20 protein-coding genes are annotated in these 22,889 nt (G+C 53.1%); 6 read left to right on the forward strand and 14 right to left on the reverse strand.

Going from position 1 to position 22,889, the window contains the following annotated elements; genetic code table 11:
• Nucleotides 1-186 precede the first annotated feature (186 nt).
• Genes aroB through pilM form a run of 7 tightly spaced genes read right to left on the reverse strand, consistent with a single transcriptional unit; the run spans nucleotide 187 to nucleotide 6,714 of the window.
• Nucleotides 187-1,293 (reverse strand): 3-dehydroquinate synthase, encoded by a 1,107-nt coding sequence (gene aroB / locus L1X57_RS02110; protein WP_009722182.1) that lies wholly within the window; start codon nucleotides 1,291-1,293, stop codon nucleotides 187-189.
• Entirely contained in the window at nucleotides 1,290-1,856 is a 567-nt protein-coding gene (gene aroK / locus L1X57_RS02115) for a shikimate kinase AroK (RefSeq protein WP_009722181.1), read from the reverse strand. Before aroK ends, aroB begins: the two co-directional genes overlap by 4 nt.
• The gene (pilQ, locus tag L1X57_RS02120) at nucleotides 1,856-3,895 is read right to left on the reverse strand and encodes a type IV pilus secretin family protein (protein WP_009722180.1); all 2,040 of its coding nucleotides are present in this window, start codon (nucleotides 3,893-3,895) and stop codon (nucleotides 1,856-1,858) included. The genes aroK and pilQ overlap by 1 nt, the downstream gene beginning before the upstream one ends.
• 29 nt (nucleotides 3,896-3,924) lie before the next feature.
• Nucleotides 3,925-4,446, reverse strand: a complete 522-nt coding sequence (locus tag L1X57_RS02125) for a pilus assembly protein PilP (RefSeq protein ID WP_009722179.1) — start codon at nucleotides 4,444-4,446, stop codon at nucleotides 3,925-3,927.
• Nucleotides 4,443-5,090, reverse strand: a complete 648-nt coding sequence (locus tag L1X57_RS02130; RefSeq protein ID WP_009722178.1) for a type 4a pilus biogenesis protein PilO — start codon at nucleotides 5,088-5,090, stop codon at nucleotides 4,443-4,445. The genes L1X57_RS02125 and L1X57_RS02130 overlap by 4 nt, the downstream gene beginning before the upstream one ends.
• Entirely contained in the window at nucleotides 5,087-5,656 is a 570-nt protein-coding gene (locus L1X57_RS02135) for a PilN domain-containing protein (protein ID WP_009722177.1), read from the reverse strand. The genes L1X57_RS02130 and L1X57_RS02135 overlap by 4 nt, the downstream gene beginning before the upstream one ends.
• Nucleotides 5,653-6,714: a type IV pilus assembly protein PilM gene (gene pilM, locus L1X57_RS02140; RefSeq protein ID WP_009722176.1), complete on the reverse strand. Its 1,062-nt coding sequence runs from the start codon at nucleotides 6,712-6,714 to the stop codon at nucleotides 5,653-5,655. Before pilM ends, L1X57_RS02135 begins: the two co-directional genes overlap by 4 nt.
• 193 nt (nucleotides 6,715-6,907) lie before the next feature.
• Between pilM and L1X57_RS02145 the strand changes: the two genes are divergently transcribed.
• Entirely contained in the window at nucleotides 6,908-9,439 is a 2,532-nt protein-coding gene (locus L1X57_RS02145; RefSeq protein WP_009722175.1) for a penicillin-binding protein 1A, read from the forward strand.
• A gap of 78 nt (nucleotides 9,440-9,517) precedes the next feature.
• Here L1X57_RS02145 and L1X57_RS02150 read toward each other — a convergent pair whose 3' ends face one another.
• The 3 genes from L1X57_RS02150 to L1X57_RS02160 are packed head-to-tail and all read right to left on the reverse strand — an operon-like array spanning nucleotide 9,518 to nucleotide 13,081.
• A complete protein-coding gene (locus L1X57_RS02150; protein ID WP_009722174.1) occupies nucleotides 9,518-11,530 on the reverse strand; it encodes a TRAP transporter permease in 2,013 nt (670 codons plus the stop codon).
• Nucleotides 11,531-11,563: 33 nt separating this feature from the next.
• Nucleotides 11,564-12,076, reverse strand: coding sequence for a DUF1850 domain-containing protein (locus L1X57_RS02155; RefSeq protein WP_009722173.1), 513 nt, complete (start codon nucleotides 12,074-12,076; stop codon nucleotides 11,564-11,566).
• A 45-nt stretch (nucleotides 12,077-12,121) separates the two neighbouring features.
• The gene (locus L1X57_RS02160) at nucleotides 12,122-13,081 is read right to left on the reverse strand and encodes a TAXI family TRAP transporter solute-binding subunit (protein ID WP_009722172.1); all 960 of its coding nucleotides are present in this window, start codon (nucleotides 13,079-13,081) and stop codon (nucleotides 12,122-12,124) included.
• A gap of 263 nt (nucleotides 13,082-13,344) precedes the next feature.
• Between L1X57_RS02160 and csiR the strand changes: the two genes are divergently transcribed.
• The 5 genes from csiR to gabT all read left to right on the forward strand — a co-directional run bounded on the left by csiR (nucleotide 13,345) and on the right by gabT (nucleotide 18,985).
• Complete coding sequence (gene csiR, locus L1X57_RS02165; protein WP_009722171.1) at nucleotides 13,345-14,034, forward strand: DNA-binding transcriptional regulator CsiR; 690 nt, start codon at nucleotides 13,345-13,347, stop codon at nucleotides 14,032-14,034.
• Nucleotides 14,035-14,116: 82 nt separating this feature from the next.
• On the forward strand, nucleotides 14,117-15,295 hold the full coding sequence (locus L1X57_RS02170; protein WP_009722170.1) for an acyl-CoA dehydrogenase: 1,179 nt from the start codon (nucleotides 14,117-14,119) through the stop codon (nucleotides 15,293-15,295).
• A gap of 19 nt (nucleotides 15,296-15,314) precedes the next feature.
• Nucleotides 15,315-16,529, forward strand: coding sequence for a CaiB/BaiF CoA transferase family protein (locus L1X57_RS02175; protein WP_009722169.1), 1,215 nt, complete (start codon nucleotides 15,315-15,317; stop codon nucleotides 16,527-16,529).
• Nucleotides 16,530-16,769: 240 nt separating this feature from the next.
• On the forward strand, nucleotides 16,770-17,573 hold the full coding sequence (locus L1X57_RS02180) for an EAL domain-containing protein (protein ID WP_039868658.1): 804 nt from the start codon (nucleotides 16,770-16,772) through the stop codon (nucleotides 17,571-17,573).
• A gap of 137 nt (nucleotides 17,574-17,710) precedes the next feature.
• Nucleotides 17,711-18,985 (forward strand): 4-aminobutyrate--2-oxoglutarate transaminase, encoded by a 1,275-nt coding sequence (gabT, locus tag L1X57_RS02185; protein ID WP_009722167.1) that lies wholly within the window; start codon nucleotides 17,711-17,713, stop codon nucleotides 18,983-18,985.
• 48 nt (nucleotides 18,986-19,033) lie between these two features.
• Here the strand turns inward: gabT and L1X57_RS02190 are convergent, their stop codons facing one another.
• The 4 genes from L1X57_RS02190 to L1X57_RS02205 form a co-directional block, all read right to left on the reverse strand.
• Nucleotides 19,034-19,282 (reverse strand): YkoF family thiamine/hydroxymethylpyrimidine-binding protein, encoded by a 249-nt coding sequence (locus tag L1X57_RS02190; protein WP_009722166.1) that lies wholly within the window; start codon nucleotides 19,280-19,282, stop codon nucleotides 19,034-19,036.
• An 18-nt stretch (nucleotides 19,283-19,300) separates the two neighbouring features.
• Complete coding sequence (locus L1X57_RS02195) at nucleotides 19,301-20,122, reverse strand: alpha/beta fold hydrolase (protein WP_009722165.1); 822 nt, start codon at nucleotides 20,120-20,122, stop codon at nucleotides 19,301-19,303.
• 139 nt (nucleotides 20,123-20,261) lie between these two features.
• Nucleotides 20,262-21,308 carry a DNA polymerase IV gene (dinB, locus tag L1X57_RS02200; RefSeq protein WP_009722164.1) on the reverse strand — a complete coding sequence of 349 codons (1,047 nt, stop codon included), beginning with the start codon at nucleotides 21,306-21,308 and terminating at the stop codon, nucleotides 20,262-20,264.
• Nucleotides 21,309-21,372: 64 nt separating this feature from the next.
• Nucleotides 21,373-22,848 (reverse strand): protein adenylyltransferase SelO, encoded by a 1,476-nt coding sequence (locus L1X57_RS02205; protein WP_234667888.1) that lies wholly within the window; start codon nucleotides 22,846-22,848, stop codon nucleotides 21,373-21,375.
• Nucleotides 22,849-22,889 lie beyond the last annotated feature (41 nt).

Genomic DNA, 22,889 nt, shown 5'->3' on the forward strand with positions numbered 1-22,889 from the left:
TTCAACGACAACAACTCACGATTAGACTTTAGTCTTGGTAAGCCCAAAAAACCCATGCCGATAGCGCATAAGGCATACGGATTACATACAAATCGATCATCACTTAACGGCCAGACAACAAAAAACCCACGCGATGGTGGGCTTTCCGTGCAGACTTGTTTATCAATGGCCAATACGCCTCGGCAATTAGCCGCGCGGATAGTGATGAAGTAACTCACGCAGCATATCAGGCGGCGTAGCATCACTCACGCAGGCGTCGCCTAGGGCATTGAGCAGCACCAAGCGTAGCCTGGTATCGATATTTTTCTTATCCAACTTCATGCGGGCTAAAAAGTCATCTACTGACATTCCGGCAGGCGCTGCTAGCGGTAATCCGGCACTTTCAATAACTGCCTTGGCACGTACCAGTGCATTGCTATCGATCCAGCCAAGCTGATGAGAGAGCGACGCGGCCATCGCCATGCCTGCACCCACGGCCTCACCGTGCAGCCAGTTGCCGTAACCTTGATGCGCTTCAATAGCGTGACCAAACGTATGGCCCAGGTTCAGCAACGCGCGAACACCCTGCTCAGTTTCGTCTTCCGCCACAATGTCGGCTTTAATCTGGCAGCTTTGAGCAATCGCCTCAGCGATAACCACAGGCTCAACACTACGCAGCGACTGCATATTCTCTTCTAACCAGCTTAGGAAACGCTCATCGCGGATTAATCCGTACTTGATCACTTCTGCCAAGCCTGCAGAAAGCTCGCGGCTGGGCAGCGTGGTCAAGGTGTCGATATCCACGATGACGGCTTTCGGCTGCCAAAACGCGCCGATCATATTCTTACCCAAAGGGTGATTAACGCCGGTTTTTCCACCCACCGAAGAGTCAACCTGGGAAAGTAGTGTGGTAGGCACCTGAATAAAGGCAACGCCGCGCTGATAAGCTGCCGCTGCATAGCCGACCATATCGCCAATCACACCGCCACCTAAGGCAATCAGCGTACAGCGACGATTGAAACCCGCCTCTAACAGCGCATCCCAAATCTGGCTTACCTGCTCGATGGTTTTGTACTGCTCTCCGTCAGGTAACACTACCGTGCGAACCTCTAAATGACTTGGCAGACTGGCGCAAAGCGTTTCTAAATAAAGCGGAGCGATGGTCTCATTAGTCACTACCATCACCTGCTGACCAGCGATATAAGGCTCCAGCACATTGGCACGCTTCAGAAGCCCAACGCCAATATGTATGGGGTAGCTACGCTCACCCAATGCGACGGTTAGCGTGCGCTGGGCACTTGTCATTTCAGTCATTGTGATACCTTTTTACTTTGAGCCCGCGCAATTTCCAAAGGGTCCACCATGCGATGAACGCGACGCAGTATTTCGTTGACCACCGCACGTGGACTGCGCCGATCCGTTCGCACCGTAATATCGGACGTCGCTCGATACAGCGGATCTCGCGTGGCAAACATGTCGTTCAGCACTTGTTCGCGATTATCACACTGTAATAGCGGTCGATTCCGATCTTTGGCGGTTCGCTTCAGTTGCTGATCAACAGTGGTCAGCAAATAAACGACCGTTCCTCGTTCACGCAGAGCACGTCGATTTTCTTCACGTAGCACGGCGCCACCGCCGGTGGCCACTACCACGCTGGGCAACTGAGTGAGTTCGTCAATCATCTGACTTTCGCGTTGACGAAAGCCGGGCTCACCTTCAACGTCAAAAATCCAGGGGATATCCGCACCGCAGCGGTCTTGTATGGCGTGATCGCTGTCAAAGAACGAGCGCGATAATTCAGCCGCGAGTAAGCGGCCTATCGTGCTCTTGCCAGCCCCCATGGGGCCAATTAAAAAAATATTGGGTAACTCTTGCATCAGCGAACCGCCAAACCATCATCAAGTAGTCGTGGAGTAATAAAGACCAATAACTCTACCTTTTCATTGCTCTCTTCGGTATAGCGAAACAGCCGCCCAAGCCAAGGAATATCTCCTAGGAGCGGTGTTTTCGCTATTTGGCTCAACTGTTCTGTTGTCAAAATACCGCCTAACACTACCGTTTGACCATTATCGACCAGCACTTGGGTCTCTATTTGGTTGGTATCAATCGGCGGTTCACCACCAAACTCACTTTCCCGGAAGCTATCGTTTTTAATCACCAAATCCATAATGATGCGGTTATCCGGGGTAATTTGTGGCGTTACTTCCAAGGAAAGCTCGGCTTCCTTGAACTCTGTATCTGGGTTCCCCTGTGCATCTACACTTTGAAAAGCACGCTCTTCACCTTGACGAATAATAGCCGTGCGTTGGTTGGCAGTGATCACTCGGGGCTGTGAAATCGTCTGGCTTTTGCCCTCACTTTCCAGCGCCCGCAGTTCTAAATCCAGTAAAATATCACCCGAAAGGTAGCCAAAGCTAAAGCCTGTATTGGAAGCTGCCGTCGAACCCAGATCAACGGCCAGACCCGCCTGGGTTCGATTGATGCTGTTAGGGTTCACGTTGCGCCTTTCAAAAACGCCATCGTCGTTCTGCTGAAAGCCTCGAGTACTCGACACTCCCCAGTTAATCCCCAGCTCTCGTGATGCAGTATCTCGAGCAATGACAATTCTTGCCTCAATTTGCACCTGACGTACGGCGACATCCAAGCGGTCTAAAGTGCGGATAATATCGCGCACCTGCTCTGCGGTATCTTGCACCAGTAACGTGTTAGTACGCTGATCAATACTAACGCGCCCACGGTCGGTTAACAGGCCAAAGCCGTCGCCACCACGCAACAGTTGAGCAAGGTCTTCGGCGCGCGCGTATTTTACTTCGATAAACTCAGTGACTAACGGTGCCAGCGTTTGGCGCTGGTTGCGTGTCTCTATCTCTTGGCGTTCGAGATCTGCTAGCTCGCTGGCAGGCGCCACGACGATCACATTACCCTGTTCTCGGCTTGCCAGCCCTTGGCTTTGCAAGATCAACGCTAGTGCTTGATCCCAGGGAACATCGTTTAAGTTAAGCGTAATGCGTCCAGAAACGCTATCACTGGCTACTAGATTCAGGCCGGTAAATTCTGCCAACGTGGCAAGCACTGCACGCACTTCAATATCTTGAAAATTAAGACTTAACCGCTCTCCGGTAAAAGACTCCTCCTGCTGTTCTCGCTCCTGCTGTGAAGCTTGGCTCACTGGTTGTGCTTCAATCGTCAACGTACGCCCGCTTTGTGATGAAATCATCGCGAAGGGGCCGTTCGTTTGCAGCTCCAGCCGCACATCACGCTGTCCAAGACGAGGGGTAATGCGGGTAACCGGCGTCGCAAAATCGGTGACATCGTAAACCTGGTTAAGCGCATCCGGCAGCGCTACATCACGCAGCTCGACGATTACCCTTCCTTCGCTACCTTCACGCACGTTAGCGACCACGCCCACACGATCAAACGTCACCAATACACGCCCTGCACCATCTTCTCCACGCCGGAAGTCAATATTTTCAACACGCGGCCCCTGGATAGCTTGGGCAGTCTGCTGGGTAGCCCGGAGCACTGGCCTAGACGCAGAGCCACCTGATGTTAGTGTGATTCTTAGCTGGTCGCCGACCACTCGAGAGGTGTAATCAAGAGATTCTTTCAAATCAACCACGAGACGCGTACGCCCACTGCCCTCTAACACCGTCACCTGCTCAACACCACCTCGGCTAACGGCAATACGGCGTTGGGCAATCGCACTTTGTGTATCGGCTAAATCAAGCGCTAGACGAGGAGGTGCGTCTAATCGATAACCTCTTAGCTGGGCAACGCCGCCACTAAATTGCAGCACTAGCTCTACGTCACCGCTATTGGTTTGGCGCACATCTAAATCGGTGAGCACTGATGCCATGCTGAGCGACGGCACCAAGGCTATCAACAACAGCAAAATTCGGCGAAGTGTGACGACCATAGGGTGATATCCGATAACAAGTAAAAAGGCTACTCCTCAAGGGTGAGCGTTGCCTGACGCTCTTGCCACCCTTGCTGAGGGCTGAAAACGCGTTCAACAATAATGATTTCTCGTGACCTAATCTGGTTAATAAGACCATGATTGGTGCCTAAATAATTACCTTCCCGAACACTAACAACTTCACCCTCGGGAGGCGCAATCAATGCGACTTGCTGACCACCCATGCGCAGCGTACCAACTAAGCGCAGCGTCTGGAGTTGGAAACGTTCTAAAGGTTCTTGGGTACGCTGCTGATCTGGGGCAAGCTCGCTCGTTGCCTGCTCCACTTGTAATACGTTTTCGCGCACACCTTCCGGCGCTAGAAAAGGGCTACGCGCATCGCTAAAGCGATAATCAAGCGACTGATACTCGGGCAACTTCTCCACTATTTCAGGCGCTTTTCCACCAGGAGCACGGCGTATCTCCGCAAGGGTTTGATCTAACTGCCCTAGCTGAGGGTCGCTGCAGCCAGCTAAGCCAGCAATACACAACAGGCTTATCAAGCGCTTCATGGCGTACTGGCTCCCTCTTGTGATGCTGCCTTGTAGCTGTACGTGCGTGCAAGCAGCGACATCCGTAACGTGTCACCACGTTGATCAACAGGCACTAGAGTTAAATCATGCTGAGTAATAATTCGCGCCAAATCGCTGATATCCGAAACAAATTGCGCCAATGCATGGTAATCACCGCGCACCTGTATATCTAAAGGGTGCTCAATATAGTGCGTGTTACTAACCGTAGGTCGCAAACGAATAGTTTCAATGGTTAGCCGGTTCTCGATAGCGGCGTCACTGATGCTATCTAATAAAGAGGGAATTTCTGCACTGGTAGGCAGCATCGCCTGCATCTGCACCATCTGATCTTCAAGAATGGTCAACTGACTGCGAATATCCGGCAGAAAGGCAGCTTCAGACGACTTGCGTCGATACTCGACTAGCAGACGCTCTTCTTGGCGCTGTTCTGTCGCAAGCGAGTCGCGCGCCTCCCCCACTAGCCACCAGTTGATACCTAAAAGAGCAATCAAAAAAATGAGTAACCCTATAACGGCTTTAAGTAGCCAGGGCCACTCACCCGCTTCTTTAATATCCAGCGATTGCCAGTCAACGTTGCGCAGGCGCTGCCAATCATTTCTAAAGCGTTCACGAGTAGGCGTCATGGTGATGCCTCCATGGAAACGGCCTCATCGGGAGACAATTGCATGACTTCAAACTGAAAAACACGCCGACTGTCATCCTGGCCGCTAGCAACCTCAGAAAACAGCGGTACCCCCAGCCCTGGCATATCTGCAATTTGGCGTAGCTGCTCAGAAATCTGACGCTCATTACTGGCGACCGCTGAAAGACTCACACGCTGTCCACTACGCGACAGGCGCTGATAGACGACACCATCAGCTACGCTAGCGGCAATATCGTTAAATAGCCTCACTGTACTCATGCGCTCATTATTAAGCGTGTGGAACAGCGCTAACTGCTCTCCCAACCGTTCCGTATCGCCCTGATAACGTCGTACATCGGCGATTTCATCGTCTAGCTGCTCTAACTGAGATGAGATATGGGCATTGCGCTGTTGCTGGGCAGCTAACTGCTGTTGATATACGTGCAACACCGCAAAGCCACACGCTACGCCCGACAGCAACACAAACAACATGACCCCGTAAAATTGCCGAGTTCGCCTCTCTCGCCGCGCCTCGCGCCAAGGCAAAAGATTGATATTAATACTCATTGGCTAACTCGCATCGCCAACCCTCCGGCCGTTAGCATCGCAGGGGCATCGTTGCTTAGCGCTTCTTTATTAAGCCGTTTGTTAATGCGCATACGTTGAAACGGGTTGGCAATGGTTACCGACATACCACTATCTTCGGCAATACGTTCTGCTAGGCCTGGGATAACACTAGAACCACCCGCTAGCACAATATGCTGAACCTCATGCTGACGACCAGCTGTGTAGTAAAGCTGCAGCGAGCGCCCCACCTGCTGTACCACCGTTTCTAGAAAAGGCGTGAGCACCTTTTCCTGGTAGTCGCTAGGAAGACCTCCACGCTTTTTAGCAAATCCAGCCTCTTCTATACTCATGTGGTAATACTCGCGGATCGTATCTGTTAGCTGACGCCCACCAAACACCGTATCGCGGCTATAGACAATGTGCCCACCACGCACGACATGGAAGGCGTTCATGTTGGCCCCGATATCAACTAACCCCACACAAGCAGTTGGATCATTTTCCACGTTTAACTGCCGACGTAGTTCGGCCAACGCACGCTCCATCGCGAATGTTTCTACATCGACAGCGGCAGGCTCAAGCCCCGCACGCTCTAGCGTTTCGGTAAGCTGAGTCACATCTTGCTGACGACACGCCACTAAAATAACTTCTTGCTGATCCTCATCGAAAGGAGCAGGACCCAGGCACTGAAAATCGAATGCCACCTCACTGAACGGAAAGGGAATATGGCGGTCTGATTCGGCGGTTATTCGCTCTTCAATTTCCTCTTCGCTTAACGAAGCAGGAAAAGTAAGCGTTTTGGTAATGGCGGCACTTGCTGGAACGGCCACTGCTGCTTTACGCGTAGAAGGCTTTGCATGCTCAACAGCACGCCGGAGCACATTTGCCACATCATTAATGTCGCGGATGCGCCTTTCAACAACCGCACCTTCTCGCAGCGGCCGAACAGCATAGCTTTCTACTTGATAGTTATCGTTATACTGTTTGAGCTCTAACAGCTTGACGGTCGCCGATGTAATATCGACTCCAATCAACCCTTTACCGGGTTTGAGTAAACGCATTTTGGGTTCGGCTCCGCCTGCCTATCGTGCGAGTTTCGAGGTTACATGATTTTTAGTGAAGTCACACGCGAATGGCATTAAGGCATATCAACACTGGTGACCGCTGCCTCGCCTTCCTATAATGGCAGCCAATTGCGTGATACGGTCGTTTAGATACCGTGTCTATTATCCTTTCCACGGGTGTACTCTGTTCATGACGTTTTTTCGAACCCTCATCCTGTCACTATTTTCGCTAATCGTTGCGCTCATTGGCGCCACCGTGCTGGCAGTGGTGGGTGCTGCTATCTATTTCTCCCCTGGCCTGCCTGATGTTCGCCAGTTGCAAGATTTCGAGCTACATACACCACTTCGCATCTTCACCAATGACGGCAAACTCATTGGTGAATTTGGTGAAGAACGCCGTATGCCCGTCGATTTTGCTGATATCCCACAGAACATGATCAACGCACTGATCGCAGCGGAAGATGCCAGTTACTTTGAGCACGCGGGCGTTGACCCTCGTGGCATCGCTAGGGCGGCGGTGGAACTGGCTCAAAGCGGCGGTGCTATTCAGTCAGGCGGTTCGACCATAACCATGCAGGTTGCGCGTAACTATATGCTGACGTTCGACCAGACATTCACTCGGAAAATTCGCGAGATCCTGCTTGCCCTGCAAATGGAGCAGATTCTTGATAAAGAGGAAATTTTCGAGCTCTACGTCAACAAGATATTCCTCGGCAATCGCGCCTATGGCATCGCTGCCGCGTCAGAGACTTACTACGACAAGCCGTTGGCTGAATTAACGCTAGCTCAGACGGCGATGATCGCGGGACTTCCTAAAGCGCCCTCAGCCTTTAACCCGCTTGCTAATTCAGAGCGCTCGCTTATTCGCCGCAACTGGATTCTATTCCGCATGCGTGAGCTTGGGCATATTGATAATGATGCTTATCTAACGGCCGTGCAGGAGCCTGTAACAGCTCGCCGACACTACACTCAAACCGAAGTAGATGCGGCTTATGTTTCAGAAATGGCGCGCCAATATGCCATAGAGCGATTTGGAGATAGCGCCTATACCGGTGGCTACCGAATTTACACCACGATTGATAGCGAAATGCAGCCCCATGCTCACCAAGCATTGGCAAATGGCCTATTAGCTTACGACCTACGCCATGGCTGGCGCGGTTCAGAGCAGCAAGATATCGCAGCCAGCTTAGTAGAAGCTCAAGAGCAAACCGCTACCCAAGGGCTTGAAGAAGAGCTTTCAGAATCACCGGAAATTCGTCAAACCGCCCGCCAGGCAGCTGAGCGCAGCCAAACGAAAATTGAAGGTGTAGACGGCGACGTCAGTAACTGGTTACAGGTATTAGAACGCACGCCCAACTATGGCCTGCTGCAGCCAGCGATTGTGGCTGAAAGCAATGGCCGTGAAATGCAGGTACTTACCCGCGGTGGCGAACTGCAAACAATTGCCTGGAGTGGCCTGAGCTGGGCACGCCCCTATTTAAGCCCACGCAGCCGAGGCGCAGAACCCAGTTCAGCTAGCCAAATTGCTGTTCGCGGCGACTTAGTCCGCGTGATTGAAAACGAAGACGGTTCACTGCGCCTATCACAGCGCCCCGACGCCGAAGGTTCTTTGGTTGCACAGAACCCACGCACTGGCGCTATTTTGGCCCTGCAAGGCGGGTTTGATTTTAACGCCAGCAAATTCAACCGCGCCGTTCAGGCTCAGCGCCAATCAGGCTCAATCTTTAAACCATTCATCTATCTTGCCGCTCTAGAAGACGGCGATATGAATGCAGCAAGCGTGGTAAATGATGCCCCCGTCGTACTAGATGACGGCAGTAATTCTTTATGGCGCCCTGTCAATTCAAGCCGCGACTTCCAAGGCCCGATGCGCTTGCGCCCAGCGCTTGCTCGTTCGCGCAACTTGGTCACCATTCGTGTGCTTCAAACCATGGGGCTAGACCATACCATTCGCTATTTAGAAGGGTTTGGTTTCTCACCCAACCGCCTACCACGCGGACTATCACTCGCCTTAGGCAGCGCCAGTTTAACGCCCATGGAAATGACCAACGCTTACTCCGTTATTGCCAACGGTGGCTTCCAGGTCGCGCCATGGTTTATCGAACGCGTCACGCGCAACGATGATGAGGAGCTTGTGGATGAGGCTACGCCTCAGGTTGCTTGCCCTAGCTGTACGGAAGGACAGGAAACGGTTGAAATCGATGGTAAAGAGTACCCAGTTGCTCCTCGAGTAGCTGATCCTGCTGCTGTCTATATTCTACGCGACATGCTTCGCGACGTTATCACTTCTGGCACAGGCCGTGGCGCTCTAAGCCTGAACCGAGACGATATCGTCGGCAAAACAGGTACCACCAATAACCAGCGTGATGCGTGGTTCGCAGGCTTTAACAGCGACTTGGTGACCACTGTGTGGGTCGGCAAAGACAGCAACGATACCATCGCTGAATATGGCGCTAACGCAGCTCTGCCTATCTGGGTTGATTTTATGGGCGATGCGTTAGAAGGCACCCCTTCTGCGTTACCCGAACGTCCAGATACTATTGTAAGCCTACGGGTTGATCCCACCACTGGCCGCCGCTTGGCGGATGGACAGTCAGGAGGTATTTCTGAGCTATTCCACCGCGACCACCTACCAAGCTTCCAGCAGCAACGCCGCATTAGTCGTGAACTGGAAGAAGCTAGCGGCTCGCAAGGATCTGGTACGCCAGAGTCAATTTTCTAAACCTGACCTACACAATGCGAAAGCCCGGAGGCCTTAAGGCCTCCGGGCTTTTTTATGGTGTGCATTAACGTGCTGCGATTAACTGTTTACTGGCTGAGCCTCGCGCTTGCTGGCGGACCAGTTGGCACCAATCGCGGCAATCATCACTACCACCCCAGCAATTTCAGTTAACAGACTGGGATAGAACACCCCAACGATAGCGCCGCCAATCGCCAAGCGCGGTAACCAAGACATCTTGGTAAACAGATAGCCTTCAAGCGCTGCAGCAAAAGCACACAGCGCCAAAATGGCAATCAGCGCATTCCAAACCACCACAAGCACTGGCCCACCGACAATGATTTCTGGGTTAAACACCATAAACAGCGGAATCAAGTAGAGCCCTTTTGCAAACTTCCAGGCCTGGAAACCGGTTTCCATGGGCTTGCTCCCCGCAATCGCCGCCCCCGCAAAACCTGCCAAAGCGATAGGTGGCGTCACGTTAGAGTCCTGGGAGTACCAGAACACTACCAAGTGAGCAATCAATAGTGGCACCCCGAATTCAGCGGTTAACGCCGGGCCCACCAATACAATCAATACGATATAACTGGCGGTCACTGGCAGCCCCATCCCCAAAATCAAGCTTGCCAGCAGCACCATCACCAGCGCCAACACCAGGTTGCCGCCAGAGAAAGCCAACATCATGGAAGAAAACTTCAGCCCTAGCCCTGTCAGGCCCACAACGCCGACAATAATACCGGCCACAGCACAAGCCATAGAAACTGCAACGGCATTACGCGCACCCAGCTCTAAGCCTTGAACCAACTTCACAAGCCCTGCCCATACCACGCCTTTGGTGCGGCTTATAGTTACCGGCTGACCTTGTTTGGGGGCAATAAAGAAGTACCACAGCGCATAGCGAAGAACCGCCACAGCGATGATAGTGACCACGGCGTAATAACCCACGCGCATAGGCGACATACTCATCGCCAACAGCCACACCAGTACCGCTAAAGGAAGCAGGAAGTGCCAGCCATCTTTCATGACTTGACGCATTTGCGGCAGTTCACTTTTCGCCAACCCCTGCATCCCCTGTTTCAATGCAATGATATGGACAAATAGATACACCGTTGCAAAGTACATAATCGCCGGCAGAATGCTGACTTTAACGATTTCCAAATAAGGCGTATTGGTATATTCAGCAATCAAGAACGCCCCCGCCCCCATTAACGGCGGCATAATTTGCCCACCGGTAGAAGCGGCGGCTTCTATTCCTCCCGCTTGCTTTGGCTGATAGCCCAGCTTTTTCATCAGCGGAATAGTAAATGCTCCGGTGGTTACCACGTTGGCAATCGCGCTACCCGAGATTGAGCCCATACCGGCTGAAGCCAGCACGGCTGCTTTCGCGGGGCCGCCCCGTTGGCGACCAGTGGCAGCATAGGCCATATCTATAAAAAATTTACCCGCGCCGGTACTTTCCAAAAAGGCACCAAATAGCACGAATATAAAGATGTAGGTCGCCGCAACCCCCAAAGGCAAACCAAAAATGCCCTCTTGCCCTAAATAGAGCTGCCCCGCGACACGATCTAAGGTATAGCCTCGATGCTCTAAGATGCCGGGCATCCATTCGCCTAGCCATGGCAACTCGCCCCGAGGCCCTGCAAACGCATAGATAATGGCAAGCAGGCCAATCACCGTCATGCCAAACCCAACGGCCCGCCGACTTGCTTCAAGCACTGTGACCGTCGCAATGCAGGCCACTAAAATATCGGTATCATTCCAAAAACCTGCACGGCTAAAAATCGCGTCTAGATTGAACACTAAGTAACCACCGGTCATCATCGCACCGGCTAAAAATAGACAATCAATGCCCCAACCCAAAACACCACGCTTTCGCTTCGGCCCAAACGCAGGAAACATCAGAAACGCCAGCAACATAATTAGCGCTAAGTGAATGCTGCGCTGGTAGAAAAGCCCCAGGGGCTGGATACCGGCAGAGTAGAGTTGGAAGAGTGAAAGCCCCACCGCAACCGCGGTGATACACCACAGTACAATGCGGGGCTGCATCGCATTCGCGCCGGGCATCACTACCGGCGGTGAAGTGGATTCGTTCATGAACGTCCTCGGAAGCGTTAACTAATGTCGTTTTTATTCACGCGGGGCGGCGCGAGGTGCTATTAATTGGATGGTCACACGTTGCCCGGATGCGTACTCACTTAAACTCACCGGTGAATGCTCACCGTCCGGCCACACCACTTGGTGATTGACGGCAGAAGAGCCCACCCTTAATGCATAACGGTTATTTGCGACCGGCTCATTAATAGCATTAATCCAATAACCGCCCTCATCGTCTGAGACTTGTACCCCACGGCCAAAGATATGGCCAAGCCCTGCGGCAAAGTCAGGTTGATGACTACGCTCAAGTTGCATAACGCCTGCCACATTGCGATAACAGTCAAGTACCGTAAAGTGCTCAACAGAGTGCTGCCACTGGATACACCAGCGACCTCCCGAGGGTACCGGCTCATCCACAAGGATGTCGCCTTGCTCAGTCACCACGGCTAAACGCATAGACGCAATCGCCGAAGCGGGGGAAGCCCCCACTTCGGCGAGCGGTAGACATACAAAAAGTAGCGCCATCAGCCGTTGTTGCCACTGCATGGCAATGTCCTTATGGCAAGGTCTTATGACAAGACCCTTTAACTGTTAAGGGCGCAGACGGTCAGGAATATCAGCCCCTACTTCTTCAAAGTAGCGAATCGCACCCGGGTGCAGCGGCACAGGCGTAGAGTTCATGGTGAACTCAATGGTGGTGTCGTTGGCGGCTGGGTGTACAGCAATCAACTCGTCGGTGTTTTCAAACAGTAGTTGAGTCAGCTGGTAAGCGAGCTCTTCGTCCATATCAGAATTCACCACCAACACGTTGGGAATACCGATCGTCTGAACCGCCTCGTCCATACCGTCATACATGCCCGCTGCCAGTTGGTAGGGCGCGAACACCGCTTCTGCTTCCTGGGCATTGGCAACTTCTTCATCGGAAAGGCCGATTAGACGGATATCACGGGTAGCAGCAAGGTTAAGAATAGAGCTGGTGGGAGGCCCAACGCTCCAGAAGCCGGCGTCGATATCACCATCACGAATGGCATCTGCGGTTTCGTTAAAGTTGAGTCGCTGAGGGGTAAAATCTTCATAACTAATGCCGTTAGCTTCCAGTACAGCGCGTGCATTTAGCTCGGTGCCACTACCTGGCGCCCCAACGGAAACGCGCTTCCCGGCAAGGTCAGCAATAGTCTGGATATCAGACTCAGCCAGCGTCACTAACTGCACCGCATTCGGATAAACAGAGGCCAGTGCACGGGTATTCTCAATCTGACGACTTTCAAAGTCGCCACTGCCGTTATAGGCCTGATAGACCGTATCAGCGAGTGCTAGCGCCAAATCGGCATCGCCACGCATAATCAGCCCCATATTTTCAACTGAGGCACCGGTGACCTCTGCAGTCGCCTGAGCGCCTTCGATATGGTTATTGATCATTTCAGCAAAGCCACCGCCGATTGGGTAGTAAACCCCGCCGGTACCACCGGTCGCGATAGAAAGCTGCTGCGCACTGGCTGGAAGTGCGACGGCTAACATAGATGCTGCCACTGTGTATTTTAGAGTTCGCATGAGCGGTTCCTCCGTCCTGTTTGGACTTATAAGTATGGTTGACGATAAGGAGGTGTGAAGTCCCAGCCTCTGGTTACCGTAAACGGCAAGCAAACGCGGTGCAATGAAGTTAGCACGGCTTTAGCGTGAGATGCTAATGCAACACTATTCACCGATGAACCCCGCATAAATGTCGTTACCTGTGCCAAAATTTTAAAATTTATTGATAATAACCGTTAGTCAATGCTAATCGCCACGCCCCAATATTGGCCTAAGGAGATACCATGGAGCACGATGCGCCGCGCCCCAACCTCGCTATCAGCGCCTATCGCGCCCTGAAGCACGACATTATTCGCGGCCGTTATGCGCCTGAAGAGAAGCTTTTGATGAGCCGTCTCAAGGAGTATTACGGGGCTAGCACTGGCCCGCTTCGGGAAGCGCTTTCCCAATTAGTTGCCGACCGCCTGGTGATTGCGATTAGCCAGCGCGGCTATCGGGTCGCGCCAATGTCGCTAGCCGAGCTAAACGATATTTACGACGCTCGTGCTCAGTTGGAAGGCTTGATTTTGCGCCTGGCCATTGAGCGCGGCGACGACGACTGGGAAGCCAACGTACTCGCCACCGCCCACCGACTGGCCAAAGTGACCGAAGTGAGTTCACCCGATGAACTACTCGATGGCTGGGATTTACGCCACAAGGCATTTCATACCGCTATTGCTAGCGGCTGCAACTCGCCGCACCTATTACAGATGCGCGACACGCTGTTTGATCAAGTAGAGCGCTACCGCCACCTATGGCTGAAGGAAACGGTCATGTCTCCCCAAGCACTTGAAGTCAAACGACAAGAGCATGCCGCCTTAGTAGACGTCATTCTTGCCCGCGACACAGAACAGGCAGCCAATCTCATGCGTGACCATTTGATGACACCTGTCCCGATTATTACTCGCGTTCTCAAGGCGCGTGGTATCCATTAAATTCTTTACTTTAAAATGTAGATATTTTTATAGAACGGCGATACATTGGGCCTATCAGTACAATTACATAGGAGTCCACGCCATGACCCACTTCAACTGGGACGACCCGCTGCTGCTCGAACACCAGCTCACCGATGAAGAGCGCCAAATTCGCGATGCAGCCCACGACTACTGCCAGGAAAACCTGCAGCCACGCGTGCTGAGTGCTTTTCGTGAAGAGCGCTTTGACCGTGAAATCATGAGCGAAATGGGTGAGCTTGGCCTGTTGGGAGCGACCGTTGCCCCTGAATATGGCGGCTCAGGCGTGAACCATGTGGCCTACGGACTGATTGCCCGCGAAGTAGAGCGCGTTGATTCAGGCTACCGCTCAGCCATGAGCGTTCAGTCATCACTAGTGATGTACCCGATCGAAGCCTATGGCTCTGAAGAGCAAAAGCACAAATATTTGCCAAAGCTCGCTAGCGGTGAAATGGTCGGCTGTTTTGGTTTAACCGAACCAGATCATGGATCAGACCCCGGCTCAATGATCACTCGGGCAGAAAAAGTTGACGGCGGCTACCGCTTAACCGGCGCCAAAATGTGGATTACCAACAGCCCAATTGCTGATATTGCAGTGGTTTGGGCAAAATCCGCTGCCCACGACAATCAAATCAAAGGCTTTATTGTTGAGCGCGGCACCGAAGGCTTCAGCACGCCCAAAATTGAAGGCAAGGTATCACTTCGCGCCTCCATCACCGGCGAGATCGTGCTGGACAACGCCTTTGTCCCTGAAGAAAACCTGCTGCCTAACGTTAGCGGCTTAAAAGGCCCCTTCGGCTGCTTAAACAAAGCCCGCTTCGGCATTGCCTGGGGTGTCATAGGCACAGCCGAGTTCTGCTGGCATGCCGCCCGCCAGTACACTCTGGACCGCAAGCAGTTTGGCCGCCCATTGGCTGCAAATCAGCTGATCCAGAAGAAACTGGCAGATATGCAGACTGAAATCACGCTGGGCCTGCAAGCTGCCCTTCAAGTGGGTCGCCTGATGGACAGCGGCAACTGGTCACCCGAAATGGTCTCGCTGATCAAACGCAATAACTGTGGCAAAGCGCTGGATATCGCCCGCGTTGCACGTGATATGCACGGTGGTAACGGCGTTTCCGACGAGTACGGCGTTATTCGCCATATGGTGAACTTGGAATCGGTAAATACCTACGAAGGTACTCACGACGTACATGCCTTGATTCTTGGCCGCGCCCAAACTGGTATTCAGGCGTTTTTCTAAACGGCGAGCGAGGCATCCGATGAGCACAGCAACCAAACCACTAGCAGGCATCAAAGTACTCGACATTTCCCGCGTACTGGCTGGCCCGTGGTGCGGGCAGATGCTCGCAGACATGGGGGCTGATGTGATCAAGGTAGAGCGCCCCGTCAATGGAGATGACACTCGCCACTGGGGGCCTCCATGGCTCTCTGGTAGTTCAGAGTCGGCTTATTATCTCTGCGCCAACCGTGGCAAGCGCTCGGTCACAGTGGATATGGCCAAGCCTGAAGGCCAGGCATTGATTAAGCAGCTCGCCGCCAAGTCAGATGTGCTACTAGAGAACTTCAAGGTGGGTGGCCTGAAAAAGTACGGTCTGGACTATGAAAGCCTTAAGGCACTGAACCCTCGGCTAATCTACTGCTCAATCACGGGCTTTGGCCAGGAAAGCCCTTACGCACACCGCGCCGGTTACGATTTCATGATTCAGGCAATGGGCGGCATTATGAGTCTGACTGGCAGGCCTGACCATGAGCCCGGCGGCGGCCCCATCAAAAGCGGCGTTGCCTTTACCGATATTTTCACCGGCCTGTATGCTGCCAATGCGGTGCTGGCAGCGCTTTACCAGCGCCGCGATACCGACCTTGGTTGCCATATCGATATGGCGCTGATGGACGTGCAGGTAGGCGTACTGGCGAACCAAGCGCTCAACTACTTAACTTCTGGTCAGGTCCCCCAGCGGCTGGGGAATGCACACCCCAATATTGTGCCCTACCAAGCGTTTGCCACAGCAGATGGTCATATGATTGTTGCGGTCGGTAATGACGAACAGTTTAAGCGTTTCTGCCAAGTGATCGATCAGCCAAGCCTGCCGCTAGACACGCGGTTTGCAACCAACGGCGCACGTGTGCAACACCGAGGAGTATTGGCTCCGTTGCTGGAAGCCGTATTATTGACACAGAAAACCGACGAATGGCTGGCAGCCTTTGAAGCCGCCGGTGTGCCCAGCGGGCCAATCAACACCTTGGATCGCGTATTTGACGACCCCCATGTAAAAGCCCGTGGTCTGAAGCAAACGCTTCCCCACAGCCAAGCAGGTCACGTCGACTTAGTCGCGAATCCTATCCGTATCAACGGCGAGTCCATCAGCGCCCAGACAGCCCCACCCTCACTAGGTGAGCACACTCAGCAGGTGCTTGACGAGCTTGGCATTACCAGCGAACAGCGCTGCGCTCTGCAACAAGCAGGCATTATTTAACGCTCGTTGTTAAACGCCCTTTCGTGTCCACTTAACGACTCACTTTAGCGCCCACTTGGGCGCTTTTTTGTCGGCGCAAAGCGCCACCTCATAATTTCTATACAAAACCTATACGAAAAGTTAACACGCGGCTAAACTGATTTCGTCTATGATTAAATAGTTAAAAAATTTAAATTAACTGGCGACGACGATAAAAAATTAGCCAGTGAGTAACTGGGCGCACTGCTATAGGGGGATTTCATGGGTCACTGCGCACGGGTAGACGGTAGCTGTAAACGATGCGAGGGAGACCTTCCTTTTGATTTCACGATGGCCTTCCAGCCGATTGTGGACGTGTCACTTGCTCGGGTGGTGACTCATGAGGCGCTTGTACGAGGCGTCAATGGTGAATCTGCCTGGAGCGTCATTTCCAAGGTGACCGACGACCTGCTTTATCGTTTTGATCAAGCCTGTCGTGTCAAGGCAATTGAGATGGCAAGCGCATTGAACATGCCAACGGCGCTATCGATCAATTTTTTACCCAATGCTGTCTATGAGCCTGAAGCTTGCATTCAAGCAACGCTTGATGTTTCTCGACGCGTTGGATGGCCAATGGATCGGCTAATTTTTGAAATTACTGAAACCGAACGCGTACGTGACCGCCAACACCTTCGCAACATCATCGAAGCCTACCGCGAAATGGGCTTTAAAACGGCGCTTGATGATTTTGGTAACGGCTATGCCAACCTGGACCTCTTAACTGATCTAACACCGGATAAGCTCAAAATCGACCGCGAGCTGGTGATGAACTGTGACCACGACTCGCGTCGCCAAGCGCTGCTTAATTCCGTCGTTTTGCTAGCCAAAGAACTAGGCATGACGCTCATTGCCGAAGGGGTAGAAACACGCGCAGAGGCGCTATGGTTAGCCCGGGCGGGCATTGCTCGTCAACAGGGCTTTTTCTATGCAAAACCAGCTATCAATTCCTTAGGCCCAGATCTAGTCCCTCTATTATTAGACTTAAGAGAAGAGGTATGTGTAGGCTTAGAAGCATCGATCTACTGACGCTCCCTGTTCACCTTATTACACCCGTTTTACCGTCTAAATAACGATTCTGAAACAATGACGACTGAATCTGTCCTATAAGCAGTGACACTGCACAAATTGCGCAAGCAATACCCAACATCCAAAGGAGTTGAGCCATGAGCAACGCCGAGCTAAACGAACTAAAGCAGAAGTATGTCGCAGCGGGCGCCGCTAGCCCCGCCACTGCTTTTGCAGATCGCGCTGAAAACGCTGAGATCTGGGACGCCGACGGCAACCGCTTTATCGACTTCGCAGGCGGCATTGGCGTTTTGAACGTAGGGCATCGCCACCCAAAAGTCGTTGCTGCTGTGAAAGCCCAGCTTGATAAGGTCATGCACACCTGCCAGACAGTGATGCCTTATGAAGGTTATGTGAAGGTTGCTGAAAAACTTAGCCATATCGTACCGGTACGCGGCCATGCAAAAGTAATGCTGGCTAACTCCGGCGCAGAAGCGTTGGAAAATGCCGTTAAAATTGCCCGCGCTGCCACCGGCCGTTCTAACGTGATCTGCTTTGACGGTGGTTATCACGGCCGTACGTTCTACACCATGGCTATGAATGGCAAAGTGGCTCCGTATCAAACCGATTTCGGCCCGATGCCTGGCACGGTATTCCGCGCGCCGTATCCGGTGCCCTACCACGGTGTCAGCGAAGACGAAGCCATTCGCGGTCTGAAAATGACCCTAAAAACCGACGCCAACCCAAAAGACACCGCCGCAATTGTCTTGGAGCCGGTGCTTGGCGAAGGCGGTTTCTATCCTGCGTCCAAGAGCTTCTTGGAGAAGATCCGCGAAATTTGCGATGAACACGGCATACTGATGATCATCGACGAAGTGCAGTCTGGCTTTGGCCGTACCGGCAAAATGTTCGCCATTGAGCACAGCGGCGTTGAGCCGGACATAATGACCATGGCGAAAAGCATGGCTGACGGCATGCCTATCTCTGCGATTGTCGGCACCGATAAGGTCATGGACGCCTCAGGCCCCAACTCTCTCGGCGGCACTTATACCGGCAGCCCTACCGCCTGTGCCGCTGCACTGGCCGTGCTGGAAGTGTTCGAAGAGGAAAACATTCTTGAGAAAAGCCAAGCGCTGGGCGAAAAGCTAGCGGCTCGTTTTGGCGAGTGGCAGAACAAGTTCGACTGCATTGACCATGTGCGCAACATGGGCGCTATGGCGGCATTTGAGCTAGTATCGAACAAAACGGATCGCACGCCCAACGCTGAACTTGCTGCAGCGCTGTGTAAGAAAGCCCGTGAAGAGGGATTAATCCTGCTCTCCTGCGGCATGTACGGCAATACGATTCGCTTCTTGATGCCTGTCACGATTGAAGACAGCGTCCTCAACGAAGGGCTGGATATTATTGAATCCTGCCTGGAATCGCTGGTTTAGCAGTTATTAGCGCCAACATAGACGCCGCCCAAATCGGGCGGCGTTTCTTTAACGTGGGCGTCGATCGCCTTCCAGGAAATTAGCTGTAAAAACCGCTTTCCCGTGGGTCTCAAACGACCACTTCATGACTTCACTTAACGCCGCCATCACCGCATCGAATTCCCCGAACACCTGGGTACTCATTCGATTAGGGTGTACTTCTAATCCTGTCGCTTCCAAACGTTTTACTACGTCTTTCACCACTGGCTTAAAATCATCGGCCAGCGGGTAATAGCTTAGTTGTACGGAAAGATACATCCTGCCTCCTTATGCGCTTTATGCGCGCTTACTGGCTCCCAGCTCAAAACGCTGCCACGCCGCCAATATGGCCGCCCGCGTTTCATCTGGATGCTCCATAGGGAACATATGAGTACCGGGAACCTCGCTAATAGCTAACCCACGGCGCTGAAGCCGCTTGACCCGTGTAGGGGTGAGTAAGTGCGACTCCTGCCCTGCTACCAAGTGGATCGGCACACCAACTCGACGTGGCAATCCAGAAAGGTGGTCGGGCAGATGGCGAAATATCTCTACCTCAACCCCTGGGTCGAAGGTTAGCTCAGCGCTACCGTCATCTAGCAAGCGCGTTCCTGCTTCAATGTAGTCGTTCAATGCCTCTGGGGTAAAGCGGCGAAATAACCCACGACGGCGCAGCGAGTCAGCCATTGCTTCTCGGCTAGGCCACACACTGCGCCGCCCCTGGGTTTTACCAGCAGGCGTGATGCGATCCATAAAGCCAAACCGCTTTGCGGCTTTCATCACCCAAGCATCCGGCCCCAGCATCAACGGCGGGTCGAGCATAATGACGCCGCAGAAGCGTTCTGGCTGTTTATCTGCAGCCATCGCCATCAGCGTACCGCCTAACGAGTGACCAACACCCAATAACGGTGCGTCTGTAACCGGCAAGTAGCTCAGCAGTTCATCGACTAAATTGCCCCAGTTATGGTTCACCGGGTAATCCGGGTGATGACCCAATCGGTCCAGCGGATGGAGGTCAAACGACTCTGCCAGCGGTTCCAGCAACGTGCGATAGCTTAAGCCAGGAAAGCCATTCGCATGGGCGAACACTAAACGAGGGCGTTGGGTGGCATGGGCAGACATGGTTAGCTCGCAGGGTAAGATGACAGGAAAGCAGCGCGGCGGCAGCACCCACGCTAGCTAGCAAGTAGACAAACTATCATACGTCTGTTTTAACGCGCCTTTGAATGAGCGTCAATCGACATAAGTATTAACAGGCTAATTAAAACAGCGAGAGTTGTTGAACGGTGGCTTCTTCTGCCAAGCGGTAGCCCACGCCTAATAGCCGAACAGGCCTTTCCCCTCGTGTCCAACCAATAGTTAACAGGGATTCGAATTGATCCAGGTTAGGCGCGGGATCGGCGTGCTCCACGGTGGTTTGGGTAAAGTCGTTGAATTTTACCTTTACCATTAGCCCACGCACGGCGGGCGCGGGGTCTAGTCTGGCATAGCGCTGCTCTAAGTCGTTGAGAAGATCAGGTAATTGTTGGCGACAGGCTTCTAGGGTGGGTAAGTCCTGGGAGTAGGTTTGCTCGGTACTTATCGATTTCCGCTCACGGTGGGTTTTCACTGGCCGCTCGTCGCGTCCAAAGCTAAGCTCGAACAGTCGATGACCGAAGCGGCCAAACTGTTCGACCAGCTCAGTGAGCGGACGAGCCCGCAAATCCGCACAGGTTTGAATACCCAACCCCGCCAATTTTTCAGCCGTGCGCGGCCCTACCCCGTGGATTTTCTTGACCGGCAGTTGCTGTACAAAGCCATCGATATCGTTCGGCGTGATCACAAACAGACCATCGGGCTTACGCCAGTCACTGGCAATTTTGGCAAGAAACTTATTGGGAGCGACACCTGCCGAGACGGTAATGCCTACTTCTTGCTTAACCCGTTGGCGAATCGCTTCGGCCATGCGGGTGGCGCTGCCGTTGCACAGGGAAATATCAGTAACGTCTAAAAAGGCTTCATCTAGCGAAAGCGGTTCAATCAGTTCAGTCACATCGCGATAGATCGCAAACACTTGACGCGCCACTGCTTTGTATTTGGCCATGTCACCACGGATAACGGTCAAATGTGGGCAGCGTTTGAGTGCCTGCGCCATGGGCATGGCCGAGTGGATGCCAAATTCGCGGGCGGGGTAGTTACAGGTAGCGACAACCCCGCGCTGCTCAACGCTGCCGCCTATCGCAATAGGCACATCGTTAAGCGCTAGGTTGTCGCGCATTTCAACCGCTGCGTAGAAGCAGTCACAGTCGCAATGAATAATTTTGCGCACAGATTGCCCTTGCCTCCGCCCTTTACCTGTAAATAATCACAGCTTACCACAGGAAAAGTCGAGATTACGTACCGCAAAACGTTCTTAGTACCTGCTCGTTTTCCGTTGCGGGGGCTGCAAGGCGTCGTGCTTCTGCTGATTCATCAAAGGGCTGGGTGACCACAGCAAGTAAGCTGTGAAACGGCGCAAAATCGCCCTCGTAAGCCGCATCGATAACTTCCTGAATGCGGTGATTGCGGGGAATAACAACTGGATTAGCACGCCGCATAGCATCTAAACGCTCGCTGTCTTGGCTGGCAGCCTGTGCGGCTTGCCACTTATCTAACCATGCCGCCAACTCATTGGGTTGGGTCGTCAGCGCCAGCAGTGCTTCTTTATGCGGCTCGCTTGAGGTGCTGGCGTAATGTGTCAGCGCATCAAAGGTGGCGGTCATATCCATCCGCCCCTGGTGCATCTGGCTTTCCAGCGCCTTCATTAGCGGTACCGATTGGTCGCTGTCTGCTGCAAGGCCAAGCTTATCCGCATGCAAGCGGTGCTGCTCGGCATCAAACAGTGGCTCAAAGCGGCGGATGATATCAGTGGCCTGCTCGACGACAGTATCGCCTTCTTCGCGCATCAGCGGCAGCAACGTTTCGGCGAAGCGGGCAAGGTTCCATTGAGCAATCGCGGGCTGGTTATCGAAGGCATAGCGTTTACTTTGGTCAATTGAGCTGAAGACCTTTTGCGGGTCAAACTGCTCCATAAAGGCACAGGGGCCGTAATCAATAGTTTCTCCGGCAATGCTGCAGTTGTCGGTATTCATAACACCATGAATAAATCCAAGGCTCATCCACCGCGCCACTAGCACCGCTTGGCGAGCAATCACCGCCTCTAACAAGGCTAAATAAGGATCGTCTGCACTAGCGGCTTCCGGATAGTGGCGCTCAATCACATGGTCGGCCAGCGCTTTCAGGGCAGCTTCATCTCTACGTACCGCAGCAAATTGAAAGGTGCCCACACGAATATGACTGCTTGCGACGCGGGTAAATACTGCGCCGGGCTCAGGTAATTGGCGCACGACTCGCTCGCCACTGGTAACTGCAGCTAACGCACGGGTGGTGGGTACGCCCATTGCAGCCATAAATTCACTGACCAGATACTCCCGTAGCACCGGGCCTAGCGGCGAACGTCCATCACCGCCACGGGAAAATGGCGTGCGGCCACTGCCTTTGAGCTGCACATCGCGTCGTATGCCATCCTGGTCGATAACTTCCCCCAGCAGCAGTGCACGGCCATCACCCAACTGCGGTACAAAGTTACCAAACTGATGCCCAGCGTAGCCCAGCGCCCGTGGTTCTGCGCCCGGAGGCAGCTGATTTCCACTAAACCACTGGGTAAGGGTGGCATCATCGGGCTTATTCTTCAGTTCTGTCTTAAACCCCAGTGTTTCTGCCAGACGCTCATTAAATACAATCAACGTGGGCTGGCTCACTGGCGTGGGCTGGCAAGCCATCCAAAGTGGCTCGGGAAGCGTTGCAAACTGGTGTTCAAATGACAGCACGGGCGACTCCGCTGTTGATGACAATCGTTGCCTAATACCCT

The sequence above is a fragment of the Halomonas sp. TD01 genome (assembly GCF_923868895.1).
Classification (GTDB): Bacteria; Pseudomonadota; Gammaproteobacteria; order Pseudomonadales; family Halomonadaceae; genus Vreelandella.